At 76.2% G+C, this 24,264-nt stretch carries 23 protein-coding genes; 12 read left to right on the top strand and 11 right to left on the bottom strand.

Going from position 1 to position 24,264, the window contains the following annotated elements:
• Positions 1-123 precede the first annotated feature (123 nt).
• A complete protein-coding gene (locus ACI78S_RS18560; protein ID WP_456976032.1) occupies positions 124-753 on the bottom strand; it encodes a LysE/ArgO family amino acid transporter in 630 nt (209 codons plus the stop codon).
• A 70-nt stretch (positions 754-823) separates the two neighbouring features.
• On the opposite strand from ACI78S_RS18560, the gene ACI78S_RS18555 reads away from it, so the two are divergent.
• Positions 824-1,708: a LysR family transcriptional regulator ArgP gene (locus ACI78S_RS18555; RefSeq protein WP_456976030.1), complete on the top strand. Its 885-nt coding sequence runs from the start codon at positions 824-826 to the stop codon at positions 1,706-1,708.
• Here ACI78S_RS18555 and ACI78S_RS18550 read toward each other — a convergent pair.
• From ACI78S_RS18550 to ACI78S_RS18535, 4 genes are read right to left on the bottom strand one after another with little or no spacing between them, the layout of a single operon-like run.
• The gene (locus ACI78S_RS18550; RefSeq protein ID WP_456976028.1) at positions 1,687-2,532 is read right to left on the bottom strand and encodes an oxygenase MpaB family protein; all 846 of its coding nucleotides are present in this window, start codon (positions 2,530-2,532) and stop codon (positions 1,687-1,689) included. The two genes, ACI78S_RS18555 and ACI78S_RS18550, sit on opposite strands and share 22 nt — an antisense overlap.
• Positions 2,529-3,458 carry an alpha/beta fold hydrolase gene (locus tag ACI78S_RS18545; protein WP_456976026.1) on the bottom strand — a complete coding sequence of 310 codons (930 nt, stop codon included), beginning with the start codon at positions 3,456-3,458 and terminating at the stop codon, positions 2,529-2,531. Before ACI78S_RS18545 ends, ACI78S_RS18550 begins: the two co-directional genes overlap by 4 nt.
• Before the next feature lie 43 nt (positions 3,459-3,501).
• Positions 3,502-4,656, bottom strand: coding sequence for an outer membrane protein assembly factor BamB family protein (locus tag ACI78S_RS18540; RefSeq protein WP_456976024.1), 1,155 nt, complete (start codon positions 4,654-4,656; stop codon positions 3,502-3,504).
• Positions 4,657-4,664: 8 nt separating this feature from the next.
• Positions 4,665-6,134, bottom strand: coding sequence for a DEAD/DEAH box helicase (locus ACI78S_RS18535; RefSeq protein ID WP_456976034.1), 1,470 nt, complete (start codon positions 6,132-6,134; stop codon positions 4,665-4,667).
• A 467-nt stretch (positions 6,135-6,601) separates the two neighbouring features.
• Here ACI78S_RS18535 and ACI78S_RS18530 point away from each other — a divergent pair, with 467 nt between their 5' ends.
• A complete protein-coding gene (locus ACI78S_RS18530; RefSeq protein WP_456976022.1) occupies positions 6,602-7,252 on the top strand; it encodes a ferritin-like fold-containing protein in 651 nt (216 codons plus the stop codon).
• A gap of 151 nt (positions 7,253-7,403) precedes the next feature.
• Here ACI78S_RS18530 and ACI78S_RS18525 read toward each other — a convergent pair whose 3' ends face one another.
• Both ACI78S_RS18525 and ACI78S_RS18520 read right to left on the bottom strand, forming a co-directional pair.
• On the bottom strand, positions 7,404-7,640 hold the full coding sequence (locus tag ACI78S_RS18525) for a DUF3107 domain-containing protein (protein WP_456976020.1): 237 nt from the start codon (positions 7,638-7,640) through the stop codon (positions 7,404-7,406).
• Between the two features lie 93 nt (positions 7,641-7,733).
• Entirely contained in the window at positions 7,734-8,363 is a 630-nt protein-coding gene (locus ACI78S_RS18520; protein WP_456976018.1) for a TetR/AcrR family transcriptional regulator, read from the bottom strand.
• Between the two features lie 71 nt (positions 8,364-8,434).
• On the opposite strand from ACI78S_RS18520, the gene ACI78S_RS18515 reads away from it, so the two are divergent.
• The 8 genes from ACI78S_RS18515 to ACI78S_RS18480 all read left to right on the top strand — a co-directional run bounded on the left by ACI78S_RS18515 (position 8,435) and on the right by ACI78S_RS18480 (position 15,677).
• Entirely contained in the window at positions 8,435-9,418 is a 984-nt protein-coding gene (locus ACI78S_RS18515; protein ID WP_456976016.1) for an alpha/beta fold hydrolase, read from the top strand.
• 260 nt (positions 9,419-9,678) lie between these two features.
• Entirely contained in the window at positions 9,679-10,533 is an 855-nt protein-coding gene (locus ACI78S_RS18510) for a DUF3152 domain-containing protein (protein ID WP_456976014.1), read from the top strand.
• 107 nt (positions 10,534-10,640) lie between these two features.
• On the top strand, positions 10,641-11,543 hold the full coding sequence (locus tag ACI78S_RS18505) for an ATP-binding cassette domain-containing protein (protein WP_456976013.1): 903 nt from the start codon (positions 10,641-10,643) through the stop codon (positions 11,541-11,543).
• Positions 11,540-13,165, top strand: coding sequence for a hypothetical protein (locus ACI78S_RS18500; RefSeq protein ID WP_456976011.1), 1,626 nt, complete (start codon positions 11,540-11,542; stop codon positions 13,163-13,165). Before ACI78S_RS18505 ends, ACI78S_RS18500 begins: the two co-directional genes overlap by 4 nt.
• A gap of 105 nt (positions 13,166-13,270) precedes the next feature.
• The gene (gene moeZ / locus ACI78S_RS18495) at positions 13,271-14,431 is read left to right on the top strand and encodes an adenylyltransferase/sulfurtransferase MoeZ (RefSeq protein WP_456976009.1); all 1,161 of its coding nucleotides are present in this window, start codon (positions 13,271-13,273) and stop codon (positions 14,429-14,431) included.
• Between the two features lie 69 nt (positions 14,432-14,500).
• On the top strand, positions 14,501-15,082 hold the full coding sequence (locus ACI78S_RS18490; protein WP_456976007.1) for a TIGR03086 family metal-binding protein: 582 nt from the start codon (positions 14,501-14,503) through the stop codon (positions 15,080-15,082).
• Positions 15,083-15,087: 5 nt separating this feature from the next.
• Complete coding sequence (locus ACI78S_RS18485; protein ID WP_456976006.1) at positions 15,088-15,441, top strand: MGMT family protein; 354 nt, start codon at positions 15,088-15,090, stop codon at positions 15,439-15,441.
• 71 nt (positions 15,442-15,512) lie between these two features.
• Entirely contained in the window at positions 15,513-15,677 is a 165-nt protein-coding gene (locus ACI78S_RS18480; protein WP_456976036.1) for a hypothetical protein, read from the top strand.
• A gap of 740 nt (positions 15,678-16,417) precedes the next feature.
• On the opposite strand, the gene ACI78S_RS18475 is transcribed toward ACI78S_RS18480, so the two are convergent.
• Both ACI78S_RS18475 and ACI78S_RS18470 read right to left on the bottom strand, forming a co-directional pair.
• Positions 16,418-18,028 (bottom strand): amidohydrolase, encoded by a 1,611-nt coding sequence (locus ACI78S_RS18475; RefSeq protein WP_456976004.1) that lies wholly within the window; start codon positions 18,026-18,028, stop codon positions 16,418-16,420.
• A complete protein-coding gene (locus ACI78S_RS18470) occupies positions 18,025-19,518 on the bottom strand; it encodes an APC family permease (RefSeq protein WP_456976002.1) in 1,494 nt (497 codons plus the stop codon). The genes ACI78S_RS18475 and ACI78S_RS18470 overlap by 4 nt, the downstream gene beginning before the upstream one ends.
• A gap of 130 nt (positions 19,519-19,648) precedes the next feature.
• On the opposite strand from ACI78S_RS18470, the gene ACI78S_RS18465 reads away from it, so the two are divergent.
• Positions 19,649-20,263: a TetR/AcrR family transcriptional regulator gene (locus tag ACI78S_RS18465; protein ID WP_456976000.1), complete on the top strand. Its 615-nt coding sequence runs from the start codon at positions 19,649-19,651 to the stop codon at positions 20,261-20,263.
• Here the strand turns inward: ACI78S_RS18465 and ACI78S_RS18460 are convergent, their stop codons facing one another.
• On the bottom strand, positions 20,264-21,787 hold the full coding sequence (locus ACI78S_RS18460) for an MFS transporter (protein ID WP_456975998.1): 1,524 nt from the start codon (positions 21,785-21,787) through the stop codon (positions 20,264-20,266). It lies immediately after the preceding gene.
• A gap of 66 nt (positions 21,788-21,853) precedes the next feature.
• On the opposite strand from ACI78S_RS18460, the gene ACI78S_RS18455 reads away from it, so the two are divergent.
• Positions 21,854-22,429, top strand: a complete 576-nt coding sequence (locus ACI78S_RS18455) for a TetR/AcrR family transcriptional regulator (protein WP_456975996.1) — start codon at positions 21,854-21,856, stop codon at positions 22,427-22,429.
• A 6-nt stretch (positions 22,430-22,435) separates the two neighbouring features.
• On the opposite strand, the gene ACI78S_RS18450 is transcribed toward ACI78S_RS18455, so the two are convergent.
• Positions 22,436-24,226, bottom strand: coding sequence for a feruloyl-CoA synthase (locus ACI78S_RS18450; protein ID WP_456975994.1), 1,791 nt, complete (start codon positions 24,224-24,226; stop codon positions 22,436-22,438).
• Positions 24,227-24,264 lie beyond the last annotated feature (38 nt).

Genomic DNA, 24,264 nt, shown 5'->3' with positions numbered 1-24,264 from the left:
TTCTGCCAGGCCAAACAGTGGCGCGGCCTGGCCACCCGCTACGACAAGCACGCCCGCAACTACGCCGGCGCGCTCCACCTCGCCGCGCTACTCACGTGGATTCCATGATCCGCCAGACACTCCCTAGCCGGCGAACCCGCGGACGGCGAGGGACACCCCGAGCGCGGTCATGACGACGGCGATCCCGCCGTCGAGGACCCGCCACGCGGTCGGCCGGGCGAACACCGGCCGCAGCAGCCGGGCGCCGTAGCCCAGGCCGGCGAACCAGGCCAGGCTGGCCACGCCGGCGCCGGCCGCGAAGAACCAGCGCTGCTCGCCGAAGGTCGACGACGTGGAGCCGAGCAGCAGCACGGTGTCCAGGTAGACGTGCGGGTTGAGCCAGGTCAGCGCCAGGCACGTGCCGACGGTGACCGCCAGCCCGGTGCGCGCGCCGGCCGAGTCGGGGAGCAGGACCCCGGGCCGCAGCGCCCGCCGGAACGCGAGGACGCCGTAGGCGATCAGGAACGCCGCCCCCGCGAAGCACACCGCCGGCACCAGCCACGGCACCCGCGACAGCGCCGCCCCGGCGCCGAGCACGCCGGCCGCGATCAGCGCCACGTCCGAGACGGCGCAGACCGCCACGACGGCGGTCACGTGTTCCAGCCGCAGGCCCTGCCGCAGCACGAAGGCGTTCTGCGCGCCGATCGCCACGATGAGCCCCAGACCGAGGGCGAGTCCCGACAGGGTGGCGACGAGGGCAGGGGTGTGGAACACGCCTCCGACGGTAGGAACCGGTGGGGCGACAGTCCAGGTCATGATTCTTCAGGCACGTTAGCGTTGCTTCATGGACCTCGACCTGGCCCAGCTGCGCGCCCTCGACGCCACCGTCCGCGCCGGCACGCTGGAGGCGGCCGCCCGCGCTCTGCACGTCACGCCGTCCGCGGTCAGCCAGCGGCTGCGCGCGCTGGAGGTGGCCACCGGCCGCGTGCTGCTGGTGCGCACCAAGCCGGTGCAGGTCACCGACTCCGGCCAGGCCGTCCTCCGCCTGGCCCGCCAGGTCGACCTGCTCACCGCCGACGCCGTCCGCGAACTGGGCGGCGACGGGGACGCCGGGCTGCCGGTCCTGCCCGTCGCCGTCAACGCCGACTCGCTGGCCACGTGGGTGCTGCCCGCCCTCGCCCCGCTCGCCGGCGAGTACGTCCTCGACCTGCACCGGGAGGACCAGGAGCACACCAGCGCCCTGCTGCGCGCCGGCACCGTCATGGCCGCGGTCACCACCGACGCCTCCCCGGTGCCCGGGTGCACCGTCACACGGCTGGGAGGCATGCGCTACCGCCCGATGGCCGCGCCGGCCTTCGCGCGGCGCTGGTTCCCCGACGGGCCCACCGCGGAGGCGCTGCGCCGGGCGCCGGTCGTCGTCTTCGACCGGCACGACGACCTGCAGCACCGCTACCTGCGCGAGCGGGCACCGGACGCCGGCCCCCCCACCCACTACGTGCCCGCCTCGGCCGACTACCTCGCGGCGGTGGCCCTGGGCTTCGGCTGGGGCATGCTGCCCGACCAGCAGGTGCGCGACGCCGACCTGGTGGTCCTCGACGCGGACGGCGCCGTCGACGTCGTCCTGCACTGGCAGCAGTGGAGGCTGCGCTCGGCCGGGCTCGACCGCGTCCGGGAGGCGGTGCAGGCCGCCGCCCGCCGCGAGCTGGATCAGGCCGCCACGCGCTCGTGACCCGCCCACACGATCGGTGAGCGCTGCACCCGCTGCGGCAGCGCCAGCATCGTCTGCCGGAACGCGCGCAGCCCGGCGGTCGCCGCCGCGTCGGTCAGGCCGAGCCCCGGCATCGAGTACATGCGGCGGGCCCAGCGAGGCAGGGTGGCGAAGCCGAGGGAGGCCAGCGTGCCCCACGCCGGCCGGGCCGGGGTGAGGAAGCGGACCCAGGCCGGCATCGGCGGCAGCAGCACCAGCCGTGCCGCGTCCCGCGCGGCCGGGGTGAGCGCCAGCGACGGGCGCTGGTCCTCGAAGCAGCCGGCGAGGGCCGCCACGGACCTGGGCACCTCCGCCTCGACCGCCCCGACCAGCACGGCCGCGGTGACCTGCTCGGCGACGTAGCGGTCGGCGTCGTCGTCGGTCAGGGGCACCCCGGCCCGGCGGGCGACCGAGAGCAGGGAGTCCACCTCGCAGCAGTGCACCCACAGCAGCAGGTCGGGGTCGTCGACGCGGTACTGCCGCCCGGTGGTCTCCTCGACGCCCCCGAGCCGCCGGTGGATGCCGCGCACCCGGCGCACCGCCCGCAGCGCCTCGCGGCGGGTGCCGAAGGTGAGCGTGTCGACGTAGGCGGCGGTGCGCGCCAGCCGGGGCCAGGGGTCCTCGCGGGCGGTGGTGTTCTGCGCGACGCCGGCCATCGCGACCGGGTGCAGCGCCTGCAGCAGCAGCGCGCGCAGCCCGCCGACGGAGAACGACGGGTCGCTGTGCACCCGCCAGGTGACGCTCTCGGGCCCGAAGAAGCCGAGCCGGTCCTCGGCGTCGGTCGGGCTTCCGTCGGTGGGGCTCACGAGGCCGCCTCCGCGCCGGACGCCGCCACGCTGCCCCAGAAGTCGAGCAGCACCTCCAGGGTGCGCGTCGGGTTCTCGACCGCGGGGGAGTGGATCGACCCCGGGATGACCTCGTGGCGGGCGCCGAGCCGCACGGCCATCTCCGCCTGCGCCTCGGGCGTCCACGCGTCGTCGGCGACCCCGTGCGCGACCAGCACCGGCAGCCCGGTGGCGGCCAGCTCGGCCACCCGGTCCGGCTCCGACGTCATCGCGTCGGCCATCCCGAGCAGGCCGCCCTCGGCGTTGGCGAGGAACCGCCGGGACAGGAACGCCCGCGTCGGCGCCGGCACGGCCTGCGCCTTGGGGTCGGTCATGGCCAGCTGCTCCATCGCCTCGTGCACGGCGGGCACACCGCCGTCGGCCAGCAGCGGGCGCATGAACTCGAGGAGCACGGCGCGCCGGCCCTCCAGCTTCGCCGGCCCCGAGCCCAGCAGCGTCAGCGAGGTGAAGAGCCCGGGTTCGGCCAGGACGGCGCCGCGGCCGACCAGCCCGCCGAAGCTGTGGCCCAGCAGGTGCAGCGGTCCCGGGCCCTCGGCGCGCAGCTCGCGGGCCACGCGGACGACGTCGGCGGCCAGTTCGGCGACCGTGTACGCCCCGGGGTCCGCCGGGCCGGGCGACTCGAACTGCCCCCGCTGGTCGATCGCGACCGCCCGGTACCCGGCGGTGCGCAGCGGCCGCAGCAGCGGGGCGAAGTCCTCCTTGCTGCCGGTGTAGCCCGCGACGAGCAGGACCGTCGCGCCGTCCGCCGGCCCGGTGTCGAGCGCGGCCAGCGGGCCGGCGCCCCCGGCGAAGGTGCGGCGCGCCGCGTCGTGCTCGGCGAGCTGGCGCAGGTCGGTGGGGGCGATCGAGAGCGGGACGGCGTCGGACGTACCACCGGGCAGGACCATGACCCCAGTGAACCTCACGGTCGGGCGGCCCCGGTCGGGGTCCTCACCGGTAGCCGCGCACCTCGTCGGCCAGCCGGTAGACCACCACGTCCCCGACCACGGTGCTCACCCCGCCGGCGGGCAGGCCGTCGACGGCGGCGCGGCCGAGCTCGGCGCCGGTGGCCGGGTCGCGCTGCACGAAGCCGCCCTCCTCGGGCACGTAGAGCGCGGACGCCGGCACGCCCACCTTGAGCAGCGGCTCGGCGGTGGGCAACCCGACCGCGGGCTGCTGCCAGAGCACGGTGCCGGCGTTGCTCTCCAGGGCGGTCAGGGTCCCGCGCGCCCACACCAGGACGACGGCGCCGACGTCCGTGGCCCGGGGCGGCGGCTCGTCGTCCCCGGCCGCGGGCAGCGGCGCGGTCGTCACGACGGCGCCGTCGGCGGCCGCGAGCAGTTGCAGCTCGTCACCGACCACCACGGTGACGCCCCAGTCGGCGCCGGCGAGGGCGGGCTCCGGGCCGTCCCCGGCCGGGAGGTCCCGGGTCCAGACCGCGCTGCCCTGGCCGCTGTCGATCAGCCGGACCCGCAGGCCGGCCACGCCCTCGCAGCGCAGCAGCACGGCGACGCCGGACGAGCCGGGCACCGCACCGTCGATCAGGCAGTCGTCCGGGGTGTAGCGCCAGCGGATGTTGTCACCGATCGGGTCGATGACGACGACGCTGCCGCGGCTGGTGGCCAGCACGAGGCCGCTGCGGCTGGACAGCGTGACGTCGGAGTCGAAGCTGACGTTGCGGGTCCAGGCGTAGACGCCGGTGTCGGCGCGCAGCGCGACCGCCTCGTCGCAGCGGACCTCGGTGCGGAAGACGGCGACGACGACCCCGTCGGTCGCCGTGACGTCGCACAGCCGCGCGTTGCTGCGGGTGTAGTGCCAGACCGGCTCGCCGGTCGCGGGGTCGAGCGCGGTGACGCCGTGCCGGTCCCCGACGACGACCCGGTGGCTCTCGACGGCCTCCTCGGGCACCGGTCCCGCGGGCACCGACCAGGCCTGCGCCGGCTCGGCGGCCGGCGTCCCGCTGGGGACGGCGGCCTGCGGGGCGGTCGAGCGGTCGGTCGCCGCGGCGTCCGAGCCGCGCCACAGCAGGGTGGCGACGACGACCAGCGCCAGGGTGGCCGCCGTCCAGACCCACACCCGCAGCGGCGGGCGTCGCAGCCCCGGCACCGCGGCTGCTACGCCGCGGACTCGGAGCCGCCGCCGCGGTTCGCGCCGCCCCGGCGGCGACGACGGCGCCGCGGCTGGGGCGCCGAGCCCTCCTCGCCGGAGGCGGCGACCGGCGCGGGCGCGGCCTCGCCGGAGCCGGCGGCCGGCGCGGCGGACCCGCCACCCCGCGTGCGGCGGCGAGGGCGGCTCTTGCGCGGGCGGTCGGGCTGCTCGCCGGCGTCGTCGCGGGCCGGGCCGCGGCCACCGCCGGCGCCACCGCCGCGGTTCTTCCTGCCGGTCTCGCCGAGGTCCTCGAGCTCCTCGGCGGCCAGGCCCTCGCGGGTGCGCTGGGCGCGGGGCAGGCGGCCGGTGGCCGTCTCGGGGACGTCGAGGTCGCTGTAGACCCACGGCGACGTCGAGTAGGTCTCGGCCGGCTCGTCGAACGACAGGTCGAGCGCCTTGTTGATCAGCTGCCAGCGCGGCACGTCGTCCCAGTCGACCAGGGTGACCGCGACACCGTCGGCCCCCGCCCGGCCGGTGCGGCCGATGCGGTGCACGTAGGTCTTCTCGTCCTCGGGGCACTGGTAGTTGACGACGTGGGTGACGCCGGTGACGTCGATGCCGCGGGCGGCGACGTCGGTGGCGACCAGGACGTCGACCTTGCCGCTGCGGAAGGCGCGCAGCGCCTGCTCGCGGGCGCCCTGGCCGAGGTCGCCGTGCACCGCCGCGGCGGCGAAGCCGCGCTCGACGAGCTCGTCGGCGACCTTCTGCGCGGTCCGCTTGGTGCGGCAGAAGATCATGGCCAGGCCGCGGCCGCGGGCCTGCAGCACGCGGGAGAGCAGCTCGGGCTTGTCGAGGTTGTGCGCCCGGTAGACGAACTGCGTGGTCTGCGGCACGGTCGAGCCCTCGTCGTTGCCGTGCGCCCGGATGTGCGTCGGCTGGGTCATGAACGACCGGGAGAGGGTGACGATCGGGCCGGGCATGGTGGCCGAGAACAGCATGGTCTGCCGCTGCGCGGGGACCATGCCGAGGATCCGCTCGATGTCGGGCAGGAAGCCGAGGTCGAGCATCTCGTCGGCCTCGTCGAGGACCAGGACGCGGACCTTGCCCAGGATGAGGTGGCCCTGCTGGGCCAGGTCGAGCAGCCGGCCGGGGGTGCCGACGACGACCTCGACGCCGGCCTGCAGCGCCGAGACCTGCGGCTCGAACGCGCGCCCGCCGTAGATGGCCTGCACGCGGATGCCGCGCTTGCTGCCGGCGGTGGTCAGGTCGCGGGCGACCTGCACGCACAGCTCCCGGGTGGGGACGACGACCAGCGCCTGCGGCACGCCGTCGCCGCCCTCGGCCGGCGGCACGACCCGCTGCAGCAGCGGGACGCCGAAGCCGAGGGTCTTGCCGGTGCCGGTGCGCGCCTGGCCGATCAGGTCGTGCCCGCCGAGGGCCAGCGGGAGGGTGAGCTCCTGGATGGCGAAGGTGCGGGTGATCCCGGCCTCGGCCAGGGCGGCGACGATGTCGGGGTGGACGTCGAAGTCGCTGAACAGCGGCGCGGTCTCCTCGACCGGGGCGCCGCCGAGCTGCTCGACGGTCTGCTCGATGGCCTCGGGGGCCGGGGCGCCGGTCTCGGCGTGCTCGAGCTCGGGGGCGGTGGGGGTGCTCTCGGTGGTCAGTTCTCTCGCCTCAGGTCTGCTGGGGGGCAGGCGGTCCCGCGGCGGGTGCCGCCGGACCTGTCCCGTCCCGGGTTCGGTGTCGCGGGATCAGTTCCAGCGCCGACACCGCCAGCGGACCGGGCATCGGGGAACAGGCCCTGGTGGCTCGCCCCGGGGGGCGTCGCTCGGCGTTCGTCAGCGCGCAGATACATGTACAAGCAAGCCGAGTGGCTCGCCGATTCCCATGCTAGCGGAGCGACCGGTTAGCCTCTGCGGGCCGCGAGACGGATGTGGCTCGTGACACTGCGAGGGGAGAACGCGTGGGCGAGGACGACACCCGTGCCGTCGTCGACCTGCTGGGCGCGCTGGCCTACGCCGAGCTGATCGCGTTCGACCGGCTGGCGGAGGACGCCCGCCTGGCGCCCACGCTCGACGGCCGCGCCGCCCTCGCCCGCATGGCGGCCGCGGAGATCGGCCACCACGGCCGGCTCACCGAGCGGCTGGCGGAGCTGGGCGCCGACCCCGCCGAGGCGATGGCGCCGTTCGTCCGCGCGCTCGACACCTTCCACGAGCGCACCCGCCCCAGCACGTGGCTGGAGGGGCTGGTCAAGGCCTACGTAGGCGACGGGCTGGCCTCGGACTTCTACCGCGAGATCGCCGCGCTGCTGCCCGAGCCGGACCGCGCGCTCGTGCTCGAGGTGCTCGCCGACACCGGCCACGCCGACTTCGCCGTCCGCGAGGTGCGGGCGGCGATCCGGGCCGACCGGAAGGTCGCCGGCCGGCTGGCGCTGTGGGGCCGGCGGCTGGTGGGCGAGGCCATGTCGCAGTCGCAGTCGGTGATCGCCGAGCGCGACCAGCTCGCCGAGCTGATCGTGCAGGGCACCGGCGACCTGGCCGGCGTGGGCCGGCTGATCGAGCGGATCACGGCTGCGCACACCGAGCGGATGAAGCGGCTCGGTCTCAACCCCTGAAGGCCCAACCCCTGAAGGCCCAACCCCTGAAGGCCTCAACCCCTGAAGGAGGACTCCGGGGCCGGGTGCCGCCGGATCCTGCGCCGAGCGCGACCGTGCCCTCCGGCGGGAGGCCGGCGGCCTCCGCGCCGGAGGGCACGGGACGGGTGGTTCAGGCGCCCGCGATGAAGCCCACGCGCCGCTGGTCGGCCTGGGCGATCTCCACGTAGGCGATGCGGTCGACCGGGACGACGACGCGGCGACCGCGCTCGTCGACCAGCGTCAGCAGGCCGGTCTTGGACGAGCCGGACATGGCCGCCGACACCTCGGCCTCGATCTCGTCGGGGGTCTTCGGGCTGTCGATGATCAGTTCCCGGGGGGAGTGCTGAACACCGATCTTGACTTCCACGGGGCGGATGCCTCCTCGAGTAGCGCGGCTGTCCTCACGCTAGCCCAGCGATCGCTCGCAGGACCCGCCGTGGAGGTGCGCCGACAGCGAACGTCAGTCGACGCGCGGGAAGCCGGAGATGCCGCGCCAGGCCAGCGCCGACATGAGGGCCACGGCCTCGTCGCGGGAGACGGTGCCCTTGCGCGGCAGCCACCAGCGCGCGCTGGTCTCGGCCAGGCCGGTCAGCCCGGAGGCCAGCAGCAGCGCCCGCTCGGGGTCGGAGCCGGTGTCGCCGGCGATCACCTCGGCGATCGCCTCGACGCAGGCCCGGGTGCCGCGGTCGACGACGGCGCGGACGTCGTCGTCGTTGCGCAGGTCGGACTCGAACACGAGCCGGAAGGCCTCGCCCTCGGCGTCGATGAAGTCGAAGTAGGCGCCGACGGCTCCGTCGACGCGGGCGCGGTTGTCCTCGGTGTCGGCCATGGCCTGCGCCACGCGCTCGGTGAGCTCGTCGACGTGCGTCTCCAGCAGCGCCAGGTACAGCTCCCGCTTGCCGGGGAAGTGCTGGTACAGCACCGGCTTGCTGACCCCCGCGCGGTCGGCGATGTCGTCCATCGCCGCGGCGTGGAAGCCCTGGGCGACGAAGACGTCCTGGGCGGCCTGGAGCAGCTGCATCCGCCGCGCGCCGCGGGGGAGGCGGGCCGTGCGGCGGGCGGGGGCGGGCGCCTGGTGGGGGTTCTGCATGGCGCGGCAGATGTTACCGGCGGGTCACCGGGAACGCGCAGTCCACACCGGCCGGGGCTACCGTCGAGCGGGTGCCCGCCCCGGTCCCCGCCACCCCGTCCAAGGTGCCGCTGCCGTCGCCGGACGTCGTCCCGCCGCCGTGGCCGGGAGAGGAGATCGGGGGGCTGTTCGTCCGCCGCACCCCCTGGGGCGGGCCGGTCGACGGGGCGGCGGACGACGCCCCGCGCGAGCGCGCCGTGTACGTGCACGGCCTCGGCGGGGCCTCCACCAACTGGACCGACCTGGCCGCGTTGCTGCGGGTGCGCTTCGACGGCTGGGCGCTCGACCTGCCGGGCTTCGGGCGCTCCGCCCCGCCGCCGCGGCACCGCTACACCGTCCGCGGCCACGCGCGCGCCGTCGTCGGGCTGCTGGAGCACGTGACCGGCCTGCCGGGCGAGGCGCGGGGCCGGCCGGTGCACCTGCTCGGCAACTCGCTGGGCGGGCTGGTGAGCCTGCTGGTCGCCGCCCGCCGGCCCGACCTGGTCGCCTCGCTCACGCTGATCTCCCCGGCCATGCCGGTGTACCGGGTCCCGGCGGCGTTCAGCCGGCAGCTGCTCCTGCTCCTGGTCCCCGGGGTCGCCGGGCTGGCGGAGAAGCGGATGGCCGGCGTCGCGCCGGAGCAGCAGGTGCGCGGGATGGTCGAGATGTGCTTCGGCGACCCGCGGCGGGTCCCCCGGGAGCGGATCGACGAGGCGGTGGCGGAGATGCGCGACCGCGCCGCCCAGCCGTGGGCCGACCGGGCGCTGGTGCGCAGCATGCGCGGCCTGATCACCTCGTACCTCAACGTGAACGGCGCCTGGCGGATCGCCGCCCGGCTGCGCACGCCGACGCTGGTGGTGTGGGGTGACCGCGACCGGCTGGTCGACCCGCGCCTCGCGCCCCGGCTGGCCACCACCGTGCCGGACGCGCGGCTGCTGGTCCTCGAGGGCGTCGGGCACGTGGCCATGCTCGAGGCGCCCGAGCCGACGGCGCGGGCGGTGCTGGGCCTGGTCGAGGAGGTCGCGGAGCGCCCGTGAGGCACCTGCCCGGTGCGGCATGCCGACGTGTCGACTTGTCGCACGAGGACCACGCTGCGTGACATTCTGGCCGGGTGACTCCGGCGGACGCCCCACCCGGCCGTCCCTCGGTCCCCCGTCGCCGGCCGGGCCCGCCCCCGCCGTCGGCCCCCCGCGGTGCCGGCCGGGGGCGGCCACCCGTCCCGCCGCGCGCCGCGCGCCCGGGCGGTCCGGGCGCACGGCCGGAGCGGCCGGTCCCGCCGCCCCGCGCCCGTGGACCGGTGGGCGGGCGCGAGCTGCCTCCTCCCGGCCGGGTGCGCGCCTTCGTCCGGCGCTGGGGGTGGCGGGCCTACGCCATCCCGCTGCTGACCGTCGCCACGCTGGCCACCCTGGTCGACATCGTCCTGACCGGGACGTCGCCGTCCTCCTCCTCGGCGGCGACCGCGGCGGCGACCGCCACCTCCGCCACCTCGACCTCCGCCGCGCCGCCGACGTCGAGCGCCGCGGCCGAGCCGTCGCCCCCGGTCGCGGGGGAGCCGTCCGCCGCGGGTGACGCCGGCCCGGCCGAGACCGCGGCCGCCCCGGCCGCCACCACCTACGTCGAGCAGGGCGCCGGCACCGTCACCGTCGTCGACGGCGCCTCGCCGGTCCACGGGACGGGCCCGCTGCACCGGTTCGTCGTCGAGGTCGAGGACGGCATCGGCGTCGACGGCCTGCAGTTCGCCCAGGCCGTCGAGGCCACGCTGGGTGACCCCCGCTCGTGGGGCAGCGGTGGGCGGATGTCCTTCCAGCGCGTCGGCGCCGCCGAGGCCGCGGCCGGCGGGTACGAGTTCAAGGTCACCCTCGTCAGCCCCGGGAACATGGAGCGGTACTGCCCCGGCGTCGGCACCGGCGGCTACACCTCCTGCCGCTACGGCGAGCGGGCGGTCATCAACCTCGCCCGCTGGGCCACCGCCGTCCCGCACTACGAGGGCGACATCGCGACCTACCGGCAGTACGTGGTCAACCACGAGGTCGGCCACGCCCTCGGGCACGGGCACGAGGCGTGCCCCGGCCCCGGCGCCGTCGCCCCGGTGATGCAGCAGCAGACCCTCGGCCTCGACGGCTGCGTCCGCAACGCCTGGCCCTACCCCTGAGGCACCGATCCCTGTCCGCGCGGGACGTCCGGCGCTAGGGTCGGCCCCGGTGCGCCGGGAAGCCTGGTCGGCAGTCGGAGTCCGACTGCGATCGAGAGGGCCTCGCCGTGGCCGCCACCCCCGCGCTCCGCACCGAGGGGCTGACCAAGCACTTCGGCGCGACCGTCGCGCTCGACGACCTGTCGCTCACCGTCCCGCCGGGTGAGGTGTTCGGCTTCCTCGGCCCCAACGGTGCCGGGAAGTCGACGACGATCCGCCTGCTCCTGGGGCTGCTGCGCCCGACCCGGGGCAGCGCCTGGGTCTTCGGCGTCCCGGCCGGCGACGTGGAGCGGGCCCACGGTCGGTTGGCCTACGTGCCGGCCGACGTCGCGCTCTGGCCGGCGATGACCGGGCAGGAGTGCCTCGAGCTGCTGGCCGGCGTCGGCCCGGGGACCGATGTCGCCTACCGCGACGAGCTGGTGCAGCGCTTCGCCCTGGACCCCGGGCGCCGCGCCCGCACCTATTCCACGGGCAACCGGCAGAAGGTGGCCCTCGTCGCCGCCTTCGCCACCCGGGCGCCGCTGCTCGTCCTCGACGAGCCGACCAGCGGCCTCGACCCGCTCATGGAGCGGGAGTTCCGGCGCTGCATCGCGGAGGCGGCCGAGCGCGGCCAGACGGTCCTCCTCAGCTCGCACCACCTGGCCGAGGTGGAGGCGGTCTGCGCCCGCGTGGCGATCGTGCGCAGCGGCCGGCTCGCCGAGGTCGCCGGGCTCGACGAGCTGCGCCGGCTGCGCCGTTCGGAGGTCGTGGTGGACCTTGCCACGCCGGTCGCCGGCCTGGCGCACTTCGCCGACCTGCCCGGGGTGACCGACCTCCGCCGGATCTCCGCCCACCGGCTGGCGCTGTCGCTCAGCGGGCCGCCCGGTGCGGTGCTGCGCGCCCTCGGCGAGGCCGACGTGGCGCGCATCGACGTCCGCGAGCCGTCGCTCGAGGAGATCTTCCTCGACTACTACGGCGAGGCGCCGGCGTGACGGCGACGGCCACCCGGCCGGTGACGGCGCTGCGGCGCCGGTCGCCCGGTGGGCCGATCACCCGGTCGGTCGCCCACCAGGTCCGCCGGGGGACGGCGGTCGTCGCCGTCCTCGCGGGGGTGCTGCCCGCCGTCGTGGTGGTGCAGTACCGCGGGCTGGGCGGCGCCGTCACAGGAGACTCCCTGGCCGCGCTGGCCGGCAATCCGGCGATCCGCACGCTGTTCGGCGTGCCCGTGGCCCTCGGCGACGCCGGCGGGTTCGCGGTGTGGCGGACCGGCACGATGCTGTGCGTCCTCGTCGCGGTCTGGGCCGCGCTCACGGCCACCCGGATCACCAGGGGCGAGGAGGAGGCCGGCCGGGCTGATCTGCTGCTGGCCGGTCGGCTCGCCCTGCGCACGCTGGTCCTCCGGCAGCTGGTCGTCCTGCTGTGCGCGGCGGCCGCGCCGGGGCTGGCCGCGGCCGCCGGGCTCCTCGCCACGGGCACCGGCGTGGTGGGTGCCCTGCTGTTCGGCGCGGTCGTCGTGGGGTCCGGGACGACGGGCGCGGCGCTCGGGGTCCTCACCGCCCAGTTGTTCGCCGACCGCCGGTCGGCCTCCGGTCTGGCGGTGGCGGTCCTGCTCGGCGGGCTGCTCGCGCGCATGGTGGCCGACGGCGTCCCCGCGCTGCGCTGGCTCCGCTGGCTGACGCCGTTCGGGCTGCTCGAGGAGGTGGCACCTTTCGCCGAGGACGACCCCGCCGGCCTCGCCGTCCTCGCCGGGTCGGCGGCGCTGGTCGCCCTCGCCGCGGTGCACCTGGTCGACCGGCGGGACGTCGGCAGCGGTCGGCTGCGCGGCCGTGACCACGTCGCCGCGCCGAGCCGGCTGCTGCGCTCGCTGCCCGGCCTCGCCGTGCACCGCACCCGCCGGGCGCTGCTCGGCTGGGGCGCCGGCGTGGCGGCGTACTTCGTGCTCATCGGCGTCCTGGCGGAGGCGATGGTCGACTTCCTCCGCGAGAACCCGGTGTTCGCCCGCCTGGCCGCCCAGGCGGGGTTCCCGCAGCTCGGCTCGGTGGAGGGTTACGCCTCGGCGCTGTTCTCGCTGCTGGCCGTCCCGGTCGGCGCCTTCGCCGCGGCGCGGGTGGCGGCCACCGCGCACGACGAGACCGCCGGTCGGCTGGCGCTGCTCTACAGCCGTCCCGTGACGCGCACGCGGTGGGCGGTCATCGAGGCCGCGGCGGTCGCGCTCGGCGCCGTCCTGCTCGCCGCGGTCGCCGGCCTCGCCACGTCCGCCGGCGCGGCCGCGGTCGGGGCCGGGCTGGGCGTGGGCAGCGCCCTGGCCGGTGCGCTCAACGTCGTCCCCGTGGCCCTGCTCTGCCTCGGTGCGGGACTGGCCGCGCTGGGCTGGGCGCCGGCGGCCGTGCTGCCGATCGGGGTGCTGCCCGCGGCCGGTGGCTACCTGCTGCTCGTGCTGGCCGACACGTCCGACTGGCCGGACGCCGTCCGGTGGTGGTCGCCGTTCGCCCACCTGGCGTCGGTGCCGGCCGTCCCGGCGGACTTCGCCGGCGCCGCGGGCACGTGCGCCGCCGCGCTGCTGCTGGCCGGCGTCGGCCTGGTCGGGTACGCGCGCCGGGACCTGCGCGGCTGAGACCTCCACCACGCGGGCGCGGGGGGAACAGGCAGCCGTGCCACGCTGTTATGCGCACGAGCACGCGGCCCCGCGCCGCTGTCCGCGAACGCTGGAGGAGCCATCGTGTCCCTGCCACCCCTGGTGGAGCCCGCCGCCGATCTGTCGATCGACGAGGTCCGCCGGTACAGCCGCCACCTGATCATCCCGGACGTCGGGATGGACGGGCAGAAGCGCCTGAAGAACGCCAAGGTGCTCGCCGTGGGCGCGGGTGGGCTCGGCTCCCCGGTGCTGATGTACCTGGCCGCGGCCGGTGTCGGCACGCTCGGCATCGTCGAGTTCGACGTCGTCGACGAGTCGAACCTGCAGCGCCAGATCATCCACGGCAAGTCCGACGTCGGCCGGTCGAAGGCGCAGAGCGCCGCCGACTCGATCCGCGAGATCAACCCCTACGTCGACGTCCGCCTGCACGAGACCCGGCTGGACAACGAGAACGTGCTGGAGATCTTCAGCCAGTACGACCTCATCGTCGACGGCACCGACAACTTCGCCACCCGCTACCTGGTCAACGACGCCTGCGTGCTGCTGGGCAAGCCGTACGTCTGGGGCTCGATCTACCGCTTCGACGGCCAGGTGTCGGTCTTCTGGGACGAGCACGGGCCCAACTACCGCGACCTCTACCCGGTGCCGCCGCCGCCCGGCATGGTCCCGAGCTGCGCCGAGGGCGGCGTGCTCGGCGTGCTGTGCGCCACGATCGGTTCCATCCAGGCCACCGAGGCGATCAAGCTGATCACCGGCACCGGTGAGAGCCTGCTCGGCCGCCTCATGGTGTACGACGCCCTGGAGATGACCTTCCGCACCATCAAGGTGCGCAAGGACCCCGAGGCGGAGCCGATCACCGGCCTCATCGACTACGAGAACTTCTGCGGCGTCGTCTCGGTGGAGGCCCAGGAGGCCGCCGCCGGCTCGACGATCACCGTCGACGAGCTCAAGGACATGATGGACGCCGGCAAGGACTTCGAGCTGATCGACGTCCGGGAGAAGAACGAGTACGAGATCGTGTCCATCCCGGGCGCGACGCTCATCCCCAAGGACGAGATCCTCTCCGGCCGGGCGCTCTCGCGGCTGCCCAACGACAAGCCGATCGTGCTGCACTGCAAGACCGGCGTGCGCTCCGCCGAGGTGCTCGCCGCGGTGAAGAACGCCGGCTTCAAGGACGCCGTCCACGTGCAGGGCGGCGTGACCGCCTGGGCGACGCGCATCGACAAGACGCTCCCCACCTACTGAGCGGACGCGAGGGTCCGGCCCGCCTCCCCCAGGGGGCGGGCCGGACCCTCGCGTTGTGTACTGACGCCCATGGCCGAGATCGCACCCACCGAGCTGCTCGAACTGTTCCAGCGCGCCCAGGCGTCGTTCACCGACCGCGTCGACGCCGTCGACCCCGACCAGTGGGAGGACGAGGCGCTGCCGGAGTGGACCGTGTCCGACCTCGTCGCGCACATGGTGACCGAGATGCTCTGGGTGCCGCCGCTGGTCGCCGGTGAGCCGTACGCCGAGGGCCGCTTCCCCGACGCCACGACCGACCTGCTCGGCGACGACCCGATGACCGGCTGGGAGTCGGCGGCCGACAACGCCCTGTCCGCGTTCGCCGAGGACGACGCCCTGGTGCGCACCGTCCACCTCGAGCGGGGACCGACGCCGGCGACGCAGTACATCCTCGAGCTGATCGCCGACCTGACCGTGCACTCCTGGGACCTGGCGCGGGCCACGGACGGCGACACCGAGCTCGACGGCCAGCTGGTCACCGCCGCGCTGCTGATCGGCGAGGCGATCCCGGAGGACGGCGTCCCGGGCCTGTTCGACCCGCCGCTGGACGTCTCCGCCACCGCGTCGCCGCAGCAGCGCCTGCTCGCCCGGTTCGGCCGCCGGCCGCTGTAGCGGCGGTGGACGCGGCCGGGCCGGACGCGGGCCCGCGGGACCCCGACCCGGGTGGCATCGGCCCGGGTGGCATCGACCCGCGGGACGTCGACGAGGCGGTGTTCGACGTCGTCGAGCGGATCCCGCCCGGCCGCGTGAGCACCTACGGCGCGATCGGCCGGCTGGTCGGCGTCGGCCCCCGCCGGGTGGCGCGGGCGCTGTCGGGCGGCGGTGGGGCGGTGCCGTGGTGGCGCGTGCTGCGCGCCGACGGCACCGCCGCCGAGCCCGTCCGCGCCCGGCAGCTCGAGCTGCTGGCGGCGGAGGGGGTGCCCGCGCCCGGCGGCCGCGTCGACCTGCGGGTCGTCGGCTGGCCCGGCTGACCGTGTTACCGGCGTGGAAACGTTCGTCACGAGCCCTTCAGGTCCACGCGCCGGCTGCCGACGCTAGGAGCGTGAACACCATGGCGTGCAGGGCGGTGGCCCAGGCGGGGCTGTCCGCCGGGACGGCGTCCCTGGACGTGGAGGCGGCCTTCCCGCTGCTCCTCGTCGCCGGCTGGCTGACCACGGCCGCCGACCTGATGCTCGAGGCGGGGCTCACCGGCACGCTGCGGGCCTGATCCCCGGTCGGCGAGCCGCGAGGAGTCGAACCCCTCGGCCGGCGCGGTGGCCACGAGCGGCCCGGCGCGCTGCACCTCGACCCGGACCAGCACGTCCTCCTCGCCCGTCCCGACGGTGGTGAGGTCGACGCCGTCCTCGGTCGTCAGCGGTGCGAACGCCACCTCGACGTCGTCGGGGGCGTCGTCGGGCACGACACCCACGCGCACGTCCTGCCTGCCGGTGGCGCCGCGGGAGCGCCGGCGACCGCTGGGCGACGAACGCCGCGACGCTCGCGCACGCCGCCCCTCCCGTCGCTGCAGACACCGGCGCGCACGCCGTCCGCGGGGTCCGACGGGTGACCCCGAGACCGGGACGTGACCTTCCGCGGGGGCGCCTCAGCCGCCACACCCGTCACAGAGGTGCGCAGCAGTGTCGGGCCGCCGTGCTTCCATCGCAGGCGTGGCAGCGCGCGGACACCTCCCCCACGCCGCGCCGTACGAGGGGGCCGCGCCGGTCTACCGGCTGGTGGCCGCGGAGCCGGTCCGCGCGGGCGCGCCCGCGCTGGGCCCCAACCCGGGGGGGGGGGGGGGGGGGGGCGGGGGGGGGGGGGGGGGGGGGGGGGGGGGGGGGGGGGGGGGGGGGGGGGGGGTGGGGGGGGGGGGGGGGGGGGGGGGGGGGGGGGGGGGGGGGGGGGGGGGGGCGGCCCCCCCCCCCCCCCCCCCCCCCCCCCCCCCCCCCGGGCGCTGACGCCCTCGCCGCCTCACCCGTCGACGGCCGCTCCCCGGTGCACCACCGCGCCGTCGACGACGGTCAGCGCGATCGGCGCGTCGGCCAGCTCGTCGGGGTCGGCGCGCAGCGGGTCGACGGCGAACGCGGTGAGGTCGGCCCGCCGGCCTCCCGCGATCCGGCCCGCGGGCTCGGCCGCCACGTCGGCCGCCTGGCTCGTGTAGCCCTGCAGCGCCATCAGCGCCGTCAGCCCCTGGTGCGGCTGCACCGGCGGGACGTCGGGCTCCCCCGCCGGCCGGCGCAGCTGCGCGTCGGCCAGCACCCGGCGCGGGTCGTACGGCGCGACCGGCCAGTCGGAGCCGAGCACCAGCGGCACCCCGGCGTCGCGCAGGTCGCGGCAGCGCCAGGCGCGGGCGGCCCGCTCGTCGCCGAGCCGGGCCGACCAGTTGTCGGTGTGGTCGGCGCGGGTGAAGTGCGTGCAGTGGGTCGGCTGCATGCTGGCCACCACGCCCTGCCGGAGGAACCGGCCGATCAGCGGGGTCGGCAGCGTCTCGATGTGCTCGACCCGGTGCGGCGCCGACCCGCGCGGCAGCCCGTCGAGCGCGTCGAGGGCGTGCCGGACGGCGGCGTCGCCGATGGCGTGCGTCGCGGTGGGCACGCCGGCCGCGGCCAGCGCCCGGACGGCGGCGGTGTACGCCTCGGGGTCGGGCCAGAAGCTCGCGGTCGACTCCCCGAGGGCGTCGGGGTGCTCCAGCCACGCGGTGCCGTTGTCGATGGTGCCGTCGACCATGAACTTCACGCCGCCGATCGACCAGCGCCGGCCGCCGCGGCCCTGCAGGTCGACCAGCTCGGCGAGCGCGTCGGCGTCCGCCCCGGGCACGCACCAGGGGGCGAACCGCAGCCGCAGCGGCAGCTCCCCGGCGTCCTCGGCGGCCTCCACCACGGCGCGGCTGTCGCCGAGCAGGTCCATCACGTGCCCCCCGGTGAGCCCGGTGGCGGCCATCCCGGCGAGCAGCGCGCGCAGCTGGGCGGCGCGCACCGGCACCGGGTCGAGCGGGATCACCTCCTGGACCAGCTCCATGGCGGCCGACTCCAGCAGCAGCCCCGTCGGGCGGCCGGCGTCGTCGCAGACCACGCTCGAGCGCTGGGCGAACGACCGCGGCCCGTCGACCCCGGCGATCGCGAGCGCGCGTCCGGTGGCGAGGGCCGAGTGCGCGTCGAAGAGCCGGACGAACGCCGGGCGCCCGCCGACCGCCGCCTCGATCGGCTCGTCGGTGACCGGCCGCCCGGCGAACACGTTGGGGTCCAGGCCCCAGCCCTGCACCCACTCCTCCGGGCCGCGCCCCTCGGCCGCGGCGGCCAGCAGGGCGTGCACCTCGTCGAGGGAGCGGGCCCCGGAGAGGTCGACGTCCGCGGTCAGCTGCAGGCCCATGACCGGGTGCATGTGGCCGTCGGTCAGCCCGGGGGTGAGGACGGCGTCGCCGAGATCGAGCACCTCGGTGCGCGGGCCGCGCCAGTCGCGGACGTCGTCCCGGCTGCCGGTGGCGACGACGACGCCGTCGGCGATCGCCACCGCCTGCACGGGCCGGGCGCCCTCGGTGAGGGTGTGGACGGTGTCCGCGCAGACGACCAGGTCGGCGGTCACGCGGCGGCCCCCTCGCGCACCGGTGCGGCCTGCTCGGCGTCCTCGCCGGCACCGATGCCGGCGTAGACGTCCGGCCGCCGGCCGCGCAGCCACCACGCCAACCCGGCGCCGACCAGCAGGGTGAGCGGGACGATGCTGACCAGCAGCACGTTGACCGCCGCCGGCGCGCCGGTGAGCAGGTCGACGTTGCGGACCAGGACGTAGGTGGCCACGGCGAGCAGCACGGACGACGCCACGCCCGCGGCGAGCGCGAGCGGGGTGCTCGCCGCCGGGTTGCGGCGGGTGAAGTAGACGACGGTGGCGATCGCGGTGAGCGTCTGCAGCACCAGGATGCCGACGACGCCCGGGGTGTTCACCCACAGCAGCAGGCCGGTGTACGGGTCGGCGCCGACCAGGGCGAAGACGGCGATCACGACGACCGCGAGCACGGTCTGCGCGATCCCGGCGCGGTACGGCGAGCCGAAGCGGGGGTGCACCTTCCCGACCCAGGCCGGCAGGACGCCGTCCTGCGCCAGCGCGTAGGTGTAACGGTTGATCGCGTTGTGGAAGGCGATCTGCGAGGCGTAGACGCTGCTGATCACCAGCAGGTGCATGAGCGTGCTGGCCCACGGCCCGACGTAGGTCTCGATGACCGTGAAGAACATGCCCGCGATGTCGCCGCCGGCCGCCTCGACCGCCCGGTCGCTGCCGAAGGCCTGGATGACCGACCAGACGATGAAGCAGTAGAAGACCGCCATGAACCCCACCGCGGCGTAGGTGGCGCGCGGGATCGTCCGCTCGGGGTCGCGCGCCTCGCGGCGGTAGAGGACGGTCGACTCGAAGCCCATGAAGGCGGCGAAGCAGAACGCCAGCACGCCGCCCATCCCGGGGCCGAACACCGCGTCGGCGGTGAACGAGGCGCCGTCCAGCCCCGAGGCGCCGCCGTCGGCGAGGACGCCGATCGCCATGAGCAGCAGGATCCCGGACTCGAGGACGAGCAGGACGCCGAGCACCTTGGCGCCGACGTCGATGCCCAGCCAGCCGACGAGCAGGACCAGCGCGACCGCGACGAGCGCGATGACCGGCCACGGCACGCTCACCCCGAAGACGTCCTCCAGCGTCGCGGCCGTCTGGGCGGCGAACAGGCCGTACACGCCGATCTGCAGGGCGTTGTAGGCGAGCAGGGCCAGCAGCGCGGCGGCCAGCCCCCATGCCCGGCCGAGCCCCCTGGCGATGTAGGCGTAGAAGGCGCCGGCGCTGCCGACGTGCTTGGTCATCCGGGTGAAGGCGACCGCGAACACGGTGAGCACGAGGCCCGCGGCCAGGTAGCCGACCGGCGCGCCGACGCCGCCGACCAGGATCGCCAGCGGGGCGACGCCGGCCATGACGGTCAGCGGCGCGGCGGCCGCGACGACCATGAAGACCAGGCTGCCGGTGCCCAGGACGCCGCGCTTGAGGTGACCCTCGCCGGCGTCCTGGGGGGCGGGAGGTGGTGCGGAGGAGGCGGTCACGACGGGGTCCTCTCGGGGCCTCGGGATCCTTAACCGAACGACGTTCGGTTAGCATGGGTGAGGCACGCCACACCGGTCAAGCGTTTCCGCTCATCTGGAACGAGAACGCGAAGGAATCCGTGGAGTAGGCATGGTTCAGCGACGGAAGCGCCTGCTCGACGTCGAGACGATCCTCGACGCCGCGCTCGCCTGCATCGACGAGTCCGGACGGCTCACCATGGCGGAGCTGGCCGGCCGGCTCGGGACGAGCGCGTCGTCGGTGTACCACCACGTCAGCGGCCGGGCGGCGATCGTGGAGCTCCTGCGCGAGCGGGTCGTCGCCGAGACCATGACCCCCGTGCCCCTGGACGGCACCGACTGGAGCGGGCAGCTCGCCGCGTGGATGCACTCCTACCGCCGGGCGCTGGCCACCCACCCGAACCTGATCCCGCTGCTCAACGAGCACACGATGACGGCGCGCTCGGTGCTCCTCGGCTACGACCGGGTCGCGGCCCTCCTGCGCGACGCCGGCGTCCCGTCCGCCGAGGTCGTCCTCTGGCTCGGCGTGCTCGACAGCTACGCGCTCGGCGCCGCGCTCGACCTCGTCGCCCCGGACGACGTGTGGCGCAGCGAGGACGGCGACCTGCCCGCGCTGGAGGAGGCCGTGCGCACCGGCCCTCGGGGGCGGGCGCGCGCCGACGAGGCGTTCGACCTGGGCCTCGGCGCCCTGCTCACCGGCCTGCGGGCCCGCCTGCCGGTGGCCTGATCAGGCCGGGTGCCGCGCGCGGCTCCGCACCGAGGGGATCACCCGCCACGCCGTCGCGGCCGCGACCGCCAGCAGCGCCGCGGCGCCGACCGAGGTGACCTGCATGGCCCAGGTGAACGACTCGCGGGCGGTGGTCAGCGCCGCCTCGTCCAGCACCTCGCCGGCGCGGGCCAGCGACTCCCGCGCCGCGGCGCCGAGGTCCTCGGGCAGGTGCGCCCGGTAGAGCACGGTCTGCAGCGAGCCCAGCAGCGCGATCCCGAGCGCGGCGCCGAGCTCGTAGGAGGTCTCGGACAGCGCCGAGGCGGTGCCCGCTCGGTGCGGCTCGACCGCGCCGACGGCGGCGTCGGTGCTCAGCGTGAACGCCAGCCCGAACCCGGTACCGAGCACCACGAGCGCCGCGGCCAGCCAGGCGTAGCCCGGCAGCGCCTCGGCGCCGGCCAGGGCCAGCATGCCGGCCGCCGACAGGCCGAGGCCCAGGCCGATCGCGCGGCCCAGCCCGGCGCGAGCGACCAGCGGGCCGACCACCACGAGGACGGCGAGCGAGGCCAGGGTGAGCGGCAGCTCGCGCAGCCCCGCCTCGAGGGCGGTGTGCCCGCGCACCAGCTGCAGGTACTGGGAGAAGAAGAACAGCAGCCCCATGAGCGCGACCAGCGCGATCAGCTGGCTGGCCAGCGCGCCGGAGAAGGCGCGGTTGGCGAACAGCCGGAGGTCGACCAGCGGCGACGGGATCCGCCGCTGCCGCCGCACGAACAGCACCGCCGTCAGCACCCCGACGGACGCGGTCGCCCCCGCGACCGGCGTCGGGCCGTGCCCGACCAGCTCCTTGACCGCGTACACCACGGCCAGGACGGCGACCACCGACTGCACGGCGCCGAGGACGTCGAGCCGGCCCGGCCGCGGGTCGCGCGACTCGGGCAGCAGGAGCCAGCCGCCGACGAGCAGCACGGCCACCACGGGCAGGTTGACGAGGAAGACCGATCCCCACCAGAAGTGCTCGAGCAGCACGCCGCCGACCAGCGGGCCCAGCACCGCGCCGCCGGAGGCCGCCGCGCTCCACAGCGCGATGGCCCGGGTCCGCTGACGCGCGACCGGGAACAGGTTGCGGATCAGCGACAGCGTGGAGGGCATGAGGGTGGCGCCGGCGACGCCGAGCGTGGCCCGGGCGGCGATGAGCGTGGCCGGGTCCGGCGCGAACGCCGCGACCGCCGAGGCCAGGCCGAACGCCGCCGTGCCGACGAGCAGCACCCGCTTGCGGCCGAACCGGTCGGCCAGCCCGCCCATGAGCACCAGCAGCCCGGCCAGCGCGAAACCGTAGACGTCGCCGATCCACAGCAGCTCGCCGGCGGTGGGCCGCAGGTCGGCGGTCAGCGCCGGCACCGCGAGCGCCAGCACCGTCCCGTCGACCGACAGCAGCACCACGGCGAGGACGAGCACGGCCAGCGCCGCCCACTCGCGCGGACCCGCCGGGCGGGGCTCCTCCTCGGGGAGGAGGGGGGCCTCGGCCGGGCGGGCGGCGGTGCTCATGGCGGGTAGCGTACCGACCAGACGGTTTGTTAGCGAGCGACATACCCTGCGGGAGGGAGGTGGGCCGTGCCAGGACCGGTGCGGGACGCGGCGCGCACGCGCCGCGCGCTGCTCGACGCCGCCGCGCGGTCGGTGGTCGTCCACGGCGCCGGCGTCAGCCTCGACGCGGTCGCCCGGGAGGCCGGGGTCTCCAAGGGCGGCCTCATGCACCACTACCGCAGCAAGGACGAGCTGCTCGCCGCGCTCGCCGACGACCTGTTCGAGCAGTTCTCGCGCGCCGTCGAGGACCACGTGGACCCCGACGACGACGCCCCCGGGCGGCGGCTGCGCGCCTACGTGCACGCGACCTTCGACGACCTCGAGCGGGGCCAGGACGCCGTCGAGCTGGCCACGCTCATGGCCACGCTCGGCTCGTTCCCCGAGGCCGCCCGCCGGTCGCAGGAGCGCTACCGCCGCTGGAACGACACCCTGGCCGAGGACGGCGTCGATCCCCAGCGCGTGACCGTCGTGCTGCGTGCCTGCGACGGCGCCTCGATCGCCCCGCTGTTCGAGGGGCCGCTCAGCCGCGAGGAGCTGGCCGCCACCCGCACGCTGCTGCTCGCGCTCACCCGCGGCGAGGGGCCGCTGGTCGAGGGCGCCTGACGGGCCTCAGCGGACGACCACCCGCGGGGGCGGCGGGTCGGCGGTGAGCAGCGCGACCAGGCCGGCGCGGCGGTCGCGGACGGCGGCCTGGTTGACGTAGCCCTTGTCGGTGACCTCCCCGGCGTCGAGCTGGGCGGGTTCGGTGAGCACGAGCAGCCGTTCCACGGACTGCGAGGAGCCGCCGCCCTCGTCGGCCAGCCGCTGGAGCGTCGCCGCCAGCTCGGCACGCAGGGGCTCCTCCGGCACGCCGTCCTCCCCCACCCGGCCGGCGTGCGCCGGGGCCAGCCACACCAGCGCGCCGACGAAGTCGCCGTCCTGACCGCAGAGCACCGCGTCGGCCAGCAGCCCCCGCGACGCCGAGAGCAGCTTCGGCCGCAGCGTGCCGACGCTGACGAAGGTGCCGGTGGACAGCTTGAAGTCCTCGGCGATGCGCCCGCGGAACAGCAGCCCGGCGGCCGGGTCGTCCGGGTCGGCGAGCGCTCCGGCGTCGCCGGTGCGCAGGTATCCCTCCTCGTCGAACGCCGCCGCCGTGAGGTCGGGGGCGCGGTGGTAGCCGGGCGTGACGTTCGGGCCCCTCACCCGGATCTCCCGCTTCTCCCCCACCGGGACCAGCGCCACCTCCACCCCGGGCAGCGGCACGCCCAGCACGTCGCTGCGGGTGATCGGGAAGTGTGCGCTCGTCGCCGCCGGGGCGGTCTCGGTCAGCCCCCACGAGGTCGTCATCCGCATGGAGCCACCGTGCCGGGTGCTGAGCGCCTCGAGCCGGTCCCACAGCTGCTGCGGCAGCGCCGCGGCGGCGAAGAAGCCCAGGCGCAGCCGGGCGAGGAACGCCCGGGCCAGGTCGGCGTCGTCCTCCAGCAGCGGCAGCAGCGCGGCGTAGCCGGCGGGGACGTTGAAGTACAGCGTCGGCCGGACGTCGACCAGGTTGCGCGCGGTGCGGCCGATCAGCGGCGGCGCCGGGCGGCCGTCGTCGATCCACAGCGACCCGCCGTGGGTCAGCACCATGTTCAGGTCGTGGTTGCCGCCGAAGGTGTGCGACCAGGGCAGCCAGTCGAGCAGCACCGGGGGCTCCTCGTCGAGGAACGGCCACACCTGGCGCATCTGCTGCTGGTTGGCCGCGAGCATGCCGTGCGTGTTGACCACGCCCTTCGGCGCCCCGGTGGAGCCGGAGGTGAAGAGGATCTTGGCGACGTCGGTCCCCTCCAGCGCGGCGCAGCGCCGGTCCACCTCGGCGGTCGGGTCGGCGCCGAACGTCTCGGGGGTGAGCACGCCGTCGCGGCTGAGCACCTGCCGCCCCTGCCCCACGGCCGCCACCGCGGCGGCGAAGGAGGCGTCCTCGGCCACGACCAGCCCGGGGTCGACCAGGTCGGCCATCGCCCGCAGCTCGGCGTGGTCGGCGCTCTGCAGCGAGTAGGCCACGCTCGTCGGCACCACCGGCACGCCCACGGTCAGCGCGGCCAGGGTGACGGCCAGGTGCAGCCGAGAGTTGCCGGAGAGCACCATCACCGGCCGGCCGGTCAGCCCACGGTCGAGGAACCCCTGGGCCAGCCGGTCGGCGAGGACCCGCACCTCGCCCCACGTCCAGCTCGCCCACTCGCCGTCGGGCCCGCGCTCGGCCACCAGGAGCCGGTCGGGGTGCGCCTCGCTGTGCGCGCGGAAGGAGTGGACGACGCTGACCGGGTGCTCGCCCAGCAGTTGGGTCGAGCGGACGAGCAGCCGGCCGTCGGGGCGCTGCTCGGCCTCGATCCGCGGCGCGGCGAAGGTGGCGGGACGCTCGGCGGTCGGGGTGGTCGTCACGCGGCGGCCTCCTGCGGGAGCACGCATGTGGTCCCCGC

It is taken from the genome of Geodermatophilus sp. SYSU D00815, from assembly GCF_054050035.1.
This window is presented reverse-complemented; position numbering and strand designations above follow the sequence as displayed.

Coding starts and splice junctions, on each gene's coding strand:
- ACI78S_RS18520 (WP_456976018.1), bottom strand. CDS start 8,363: ATGCAGAACCCCCACCAGGCGCCCGCCCCCGCCCGCCGCACGGCCCGC.
- ACI78S_RS18490 (WP_456976007.1), top strand. CDS start 14,501: ATGGCCGAGATCGCACCCACCGAGCTGCTCGAACTGTTCCAGCGCGCC.
- ACI78S_RS18465 (WP_456976000.1), top strand. CDS start 19,649: ATGGTTCAGCGACGGAAGCGCCTGCTCGACGTCGAGACGATCCTCGAC.
- ACI78S_RS18555 (WP_456976030.1), top strand. CDS start 824: ATGGACCTCGACCTGGCCCAGCTGCGCGCCCTCGACGCCACCGTCCGC.
- ACI78S_RS18460 (WP_456975998.1), bottom strand. CDS start 21,787: ATGAGCACCGCCGCCCGCCCGGCCGAGGCCCCCCTCCTCCCCGAGGAG.
- ACI78S_RS18545 (WP_456976026.1), bottom strand. CDS start 3,458: ATGGTCCTGCCCGGTGGTACGTCCGACGCCGTCCCGCTCTCGATCGCC.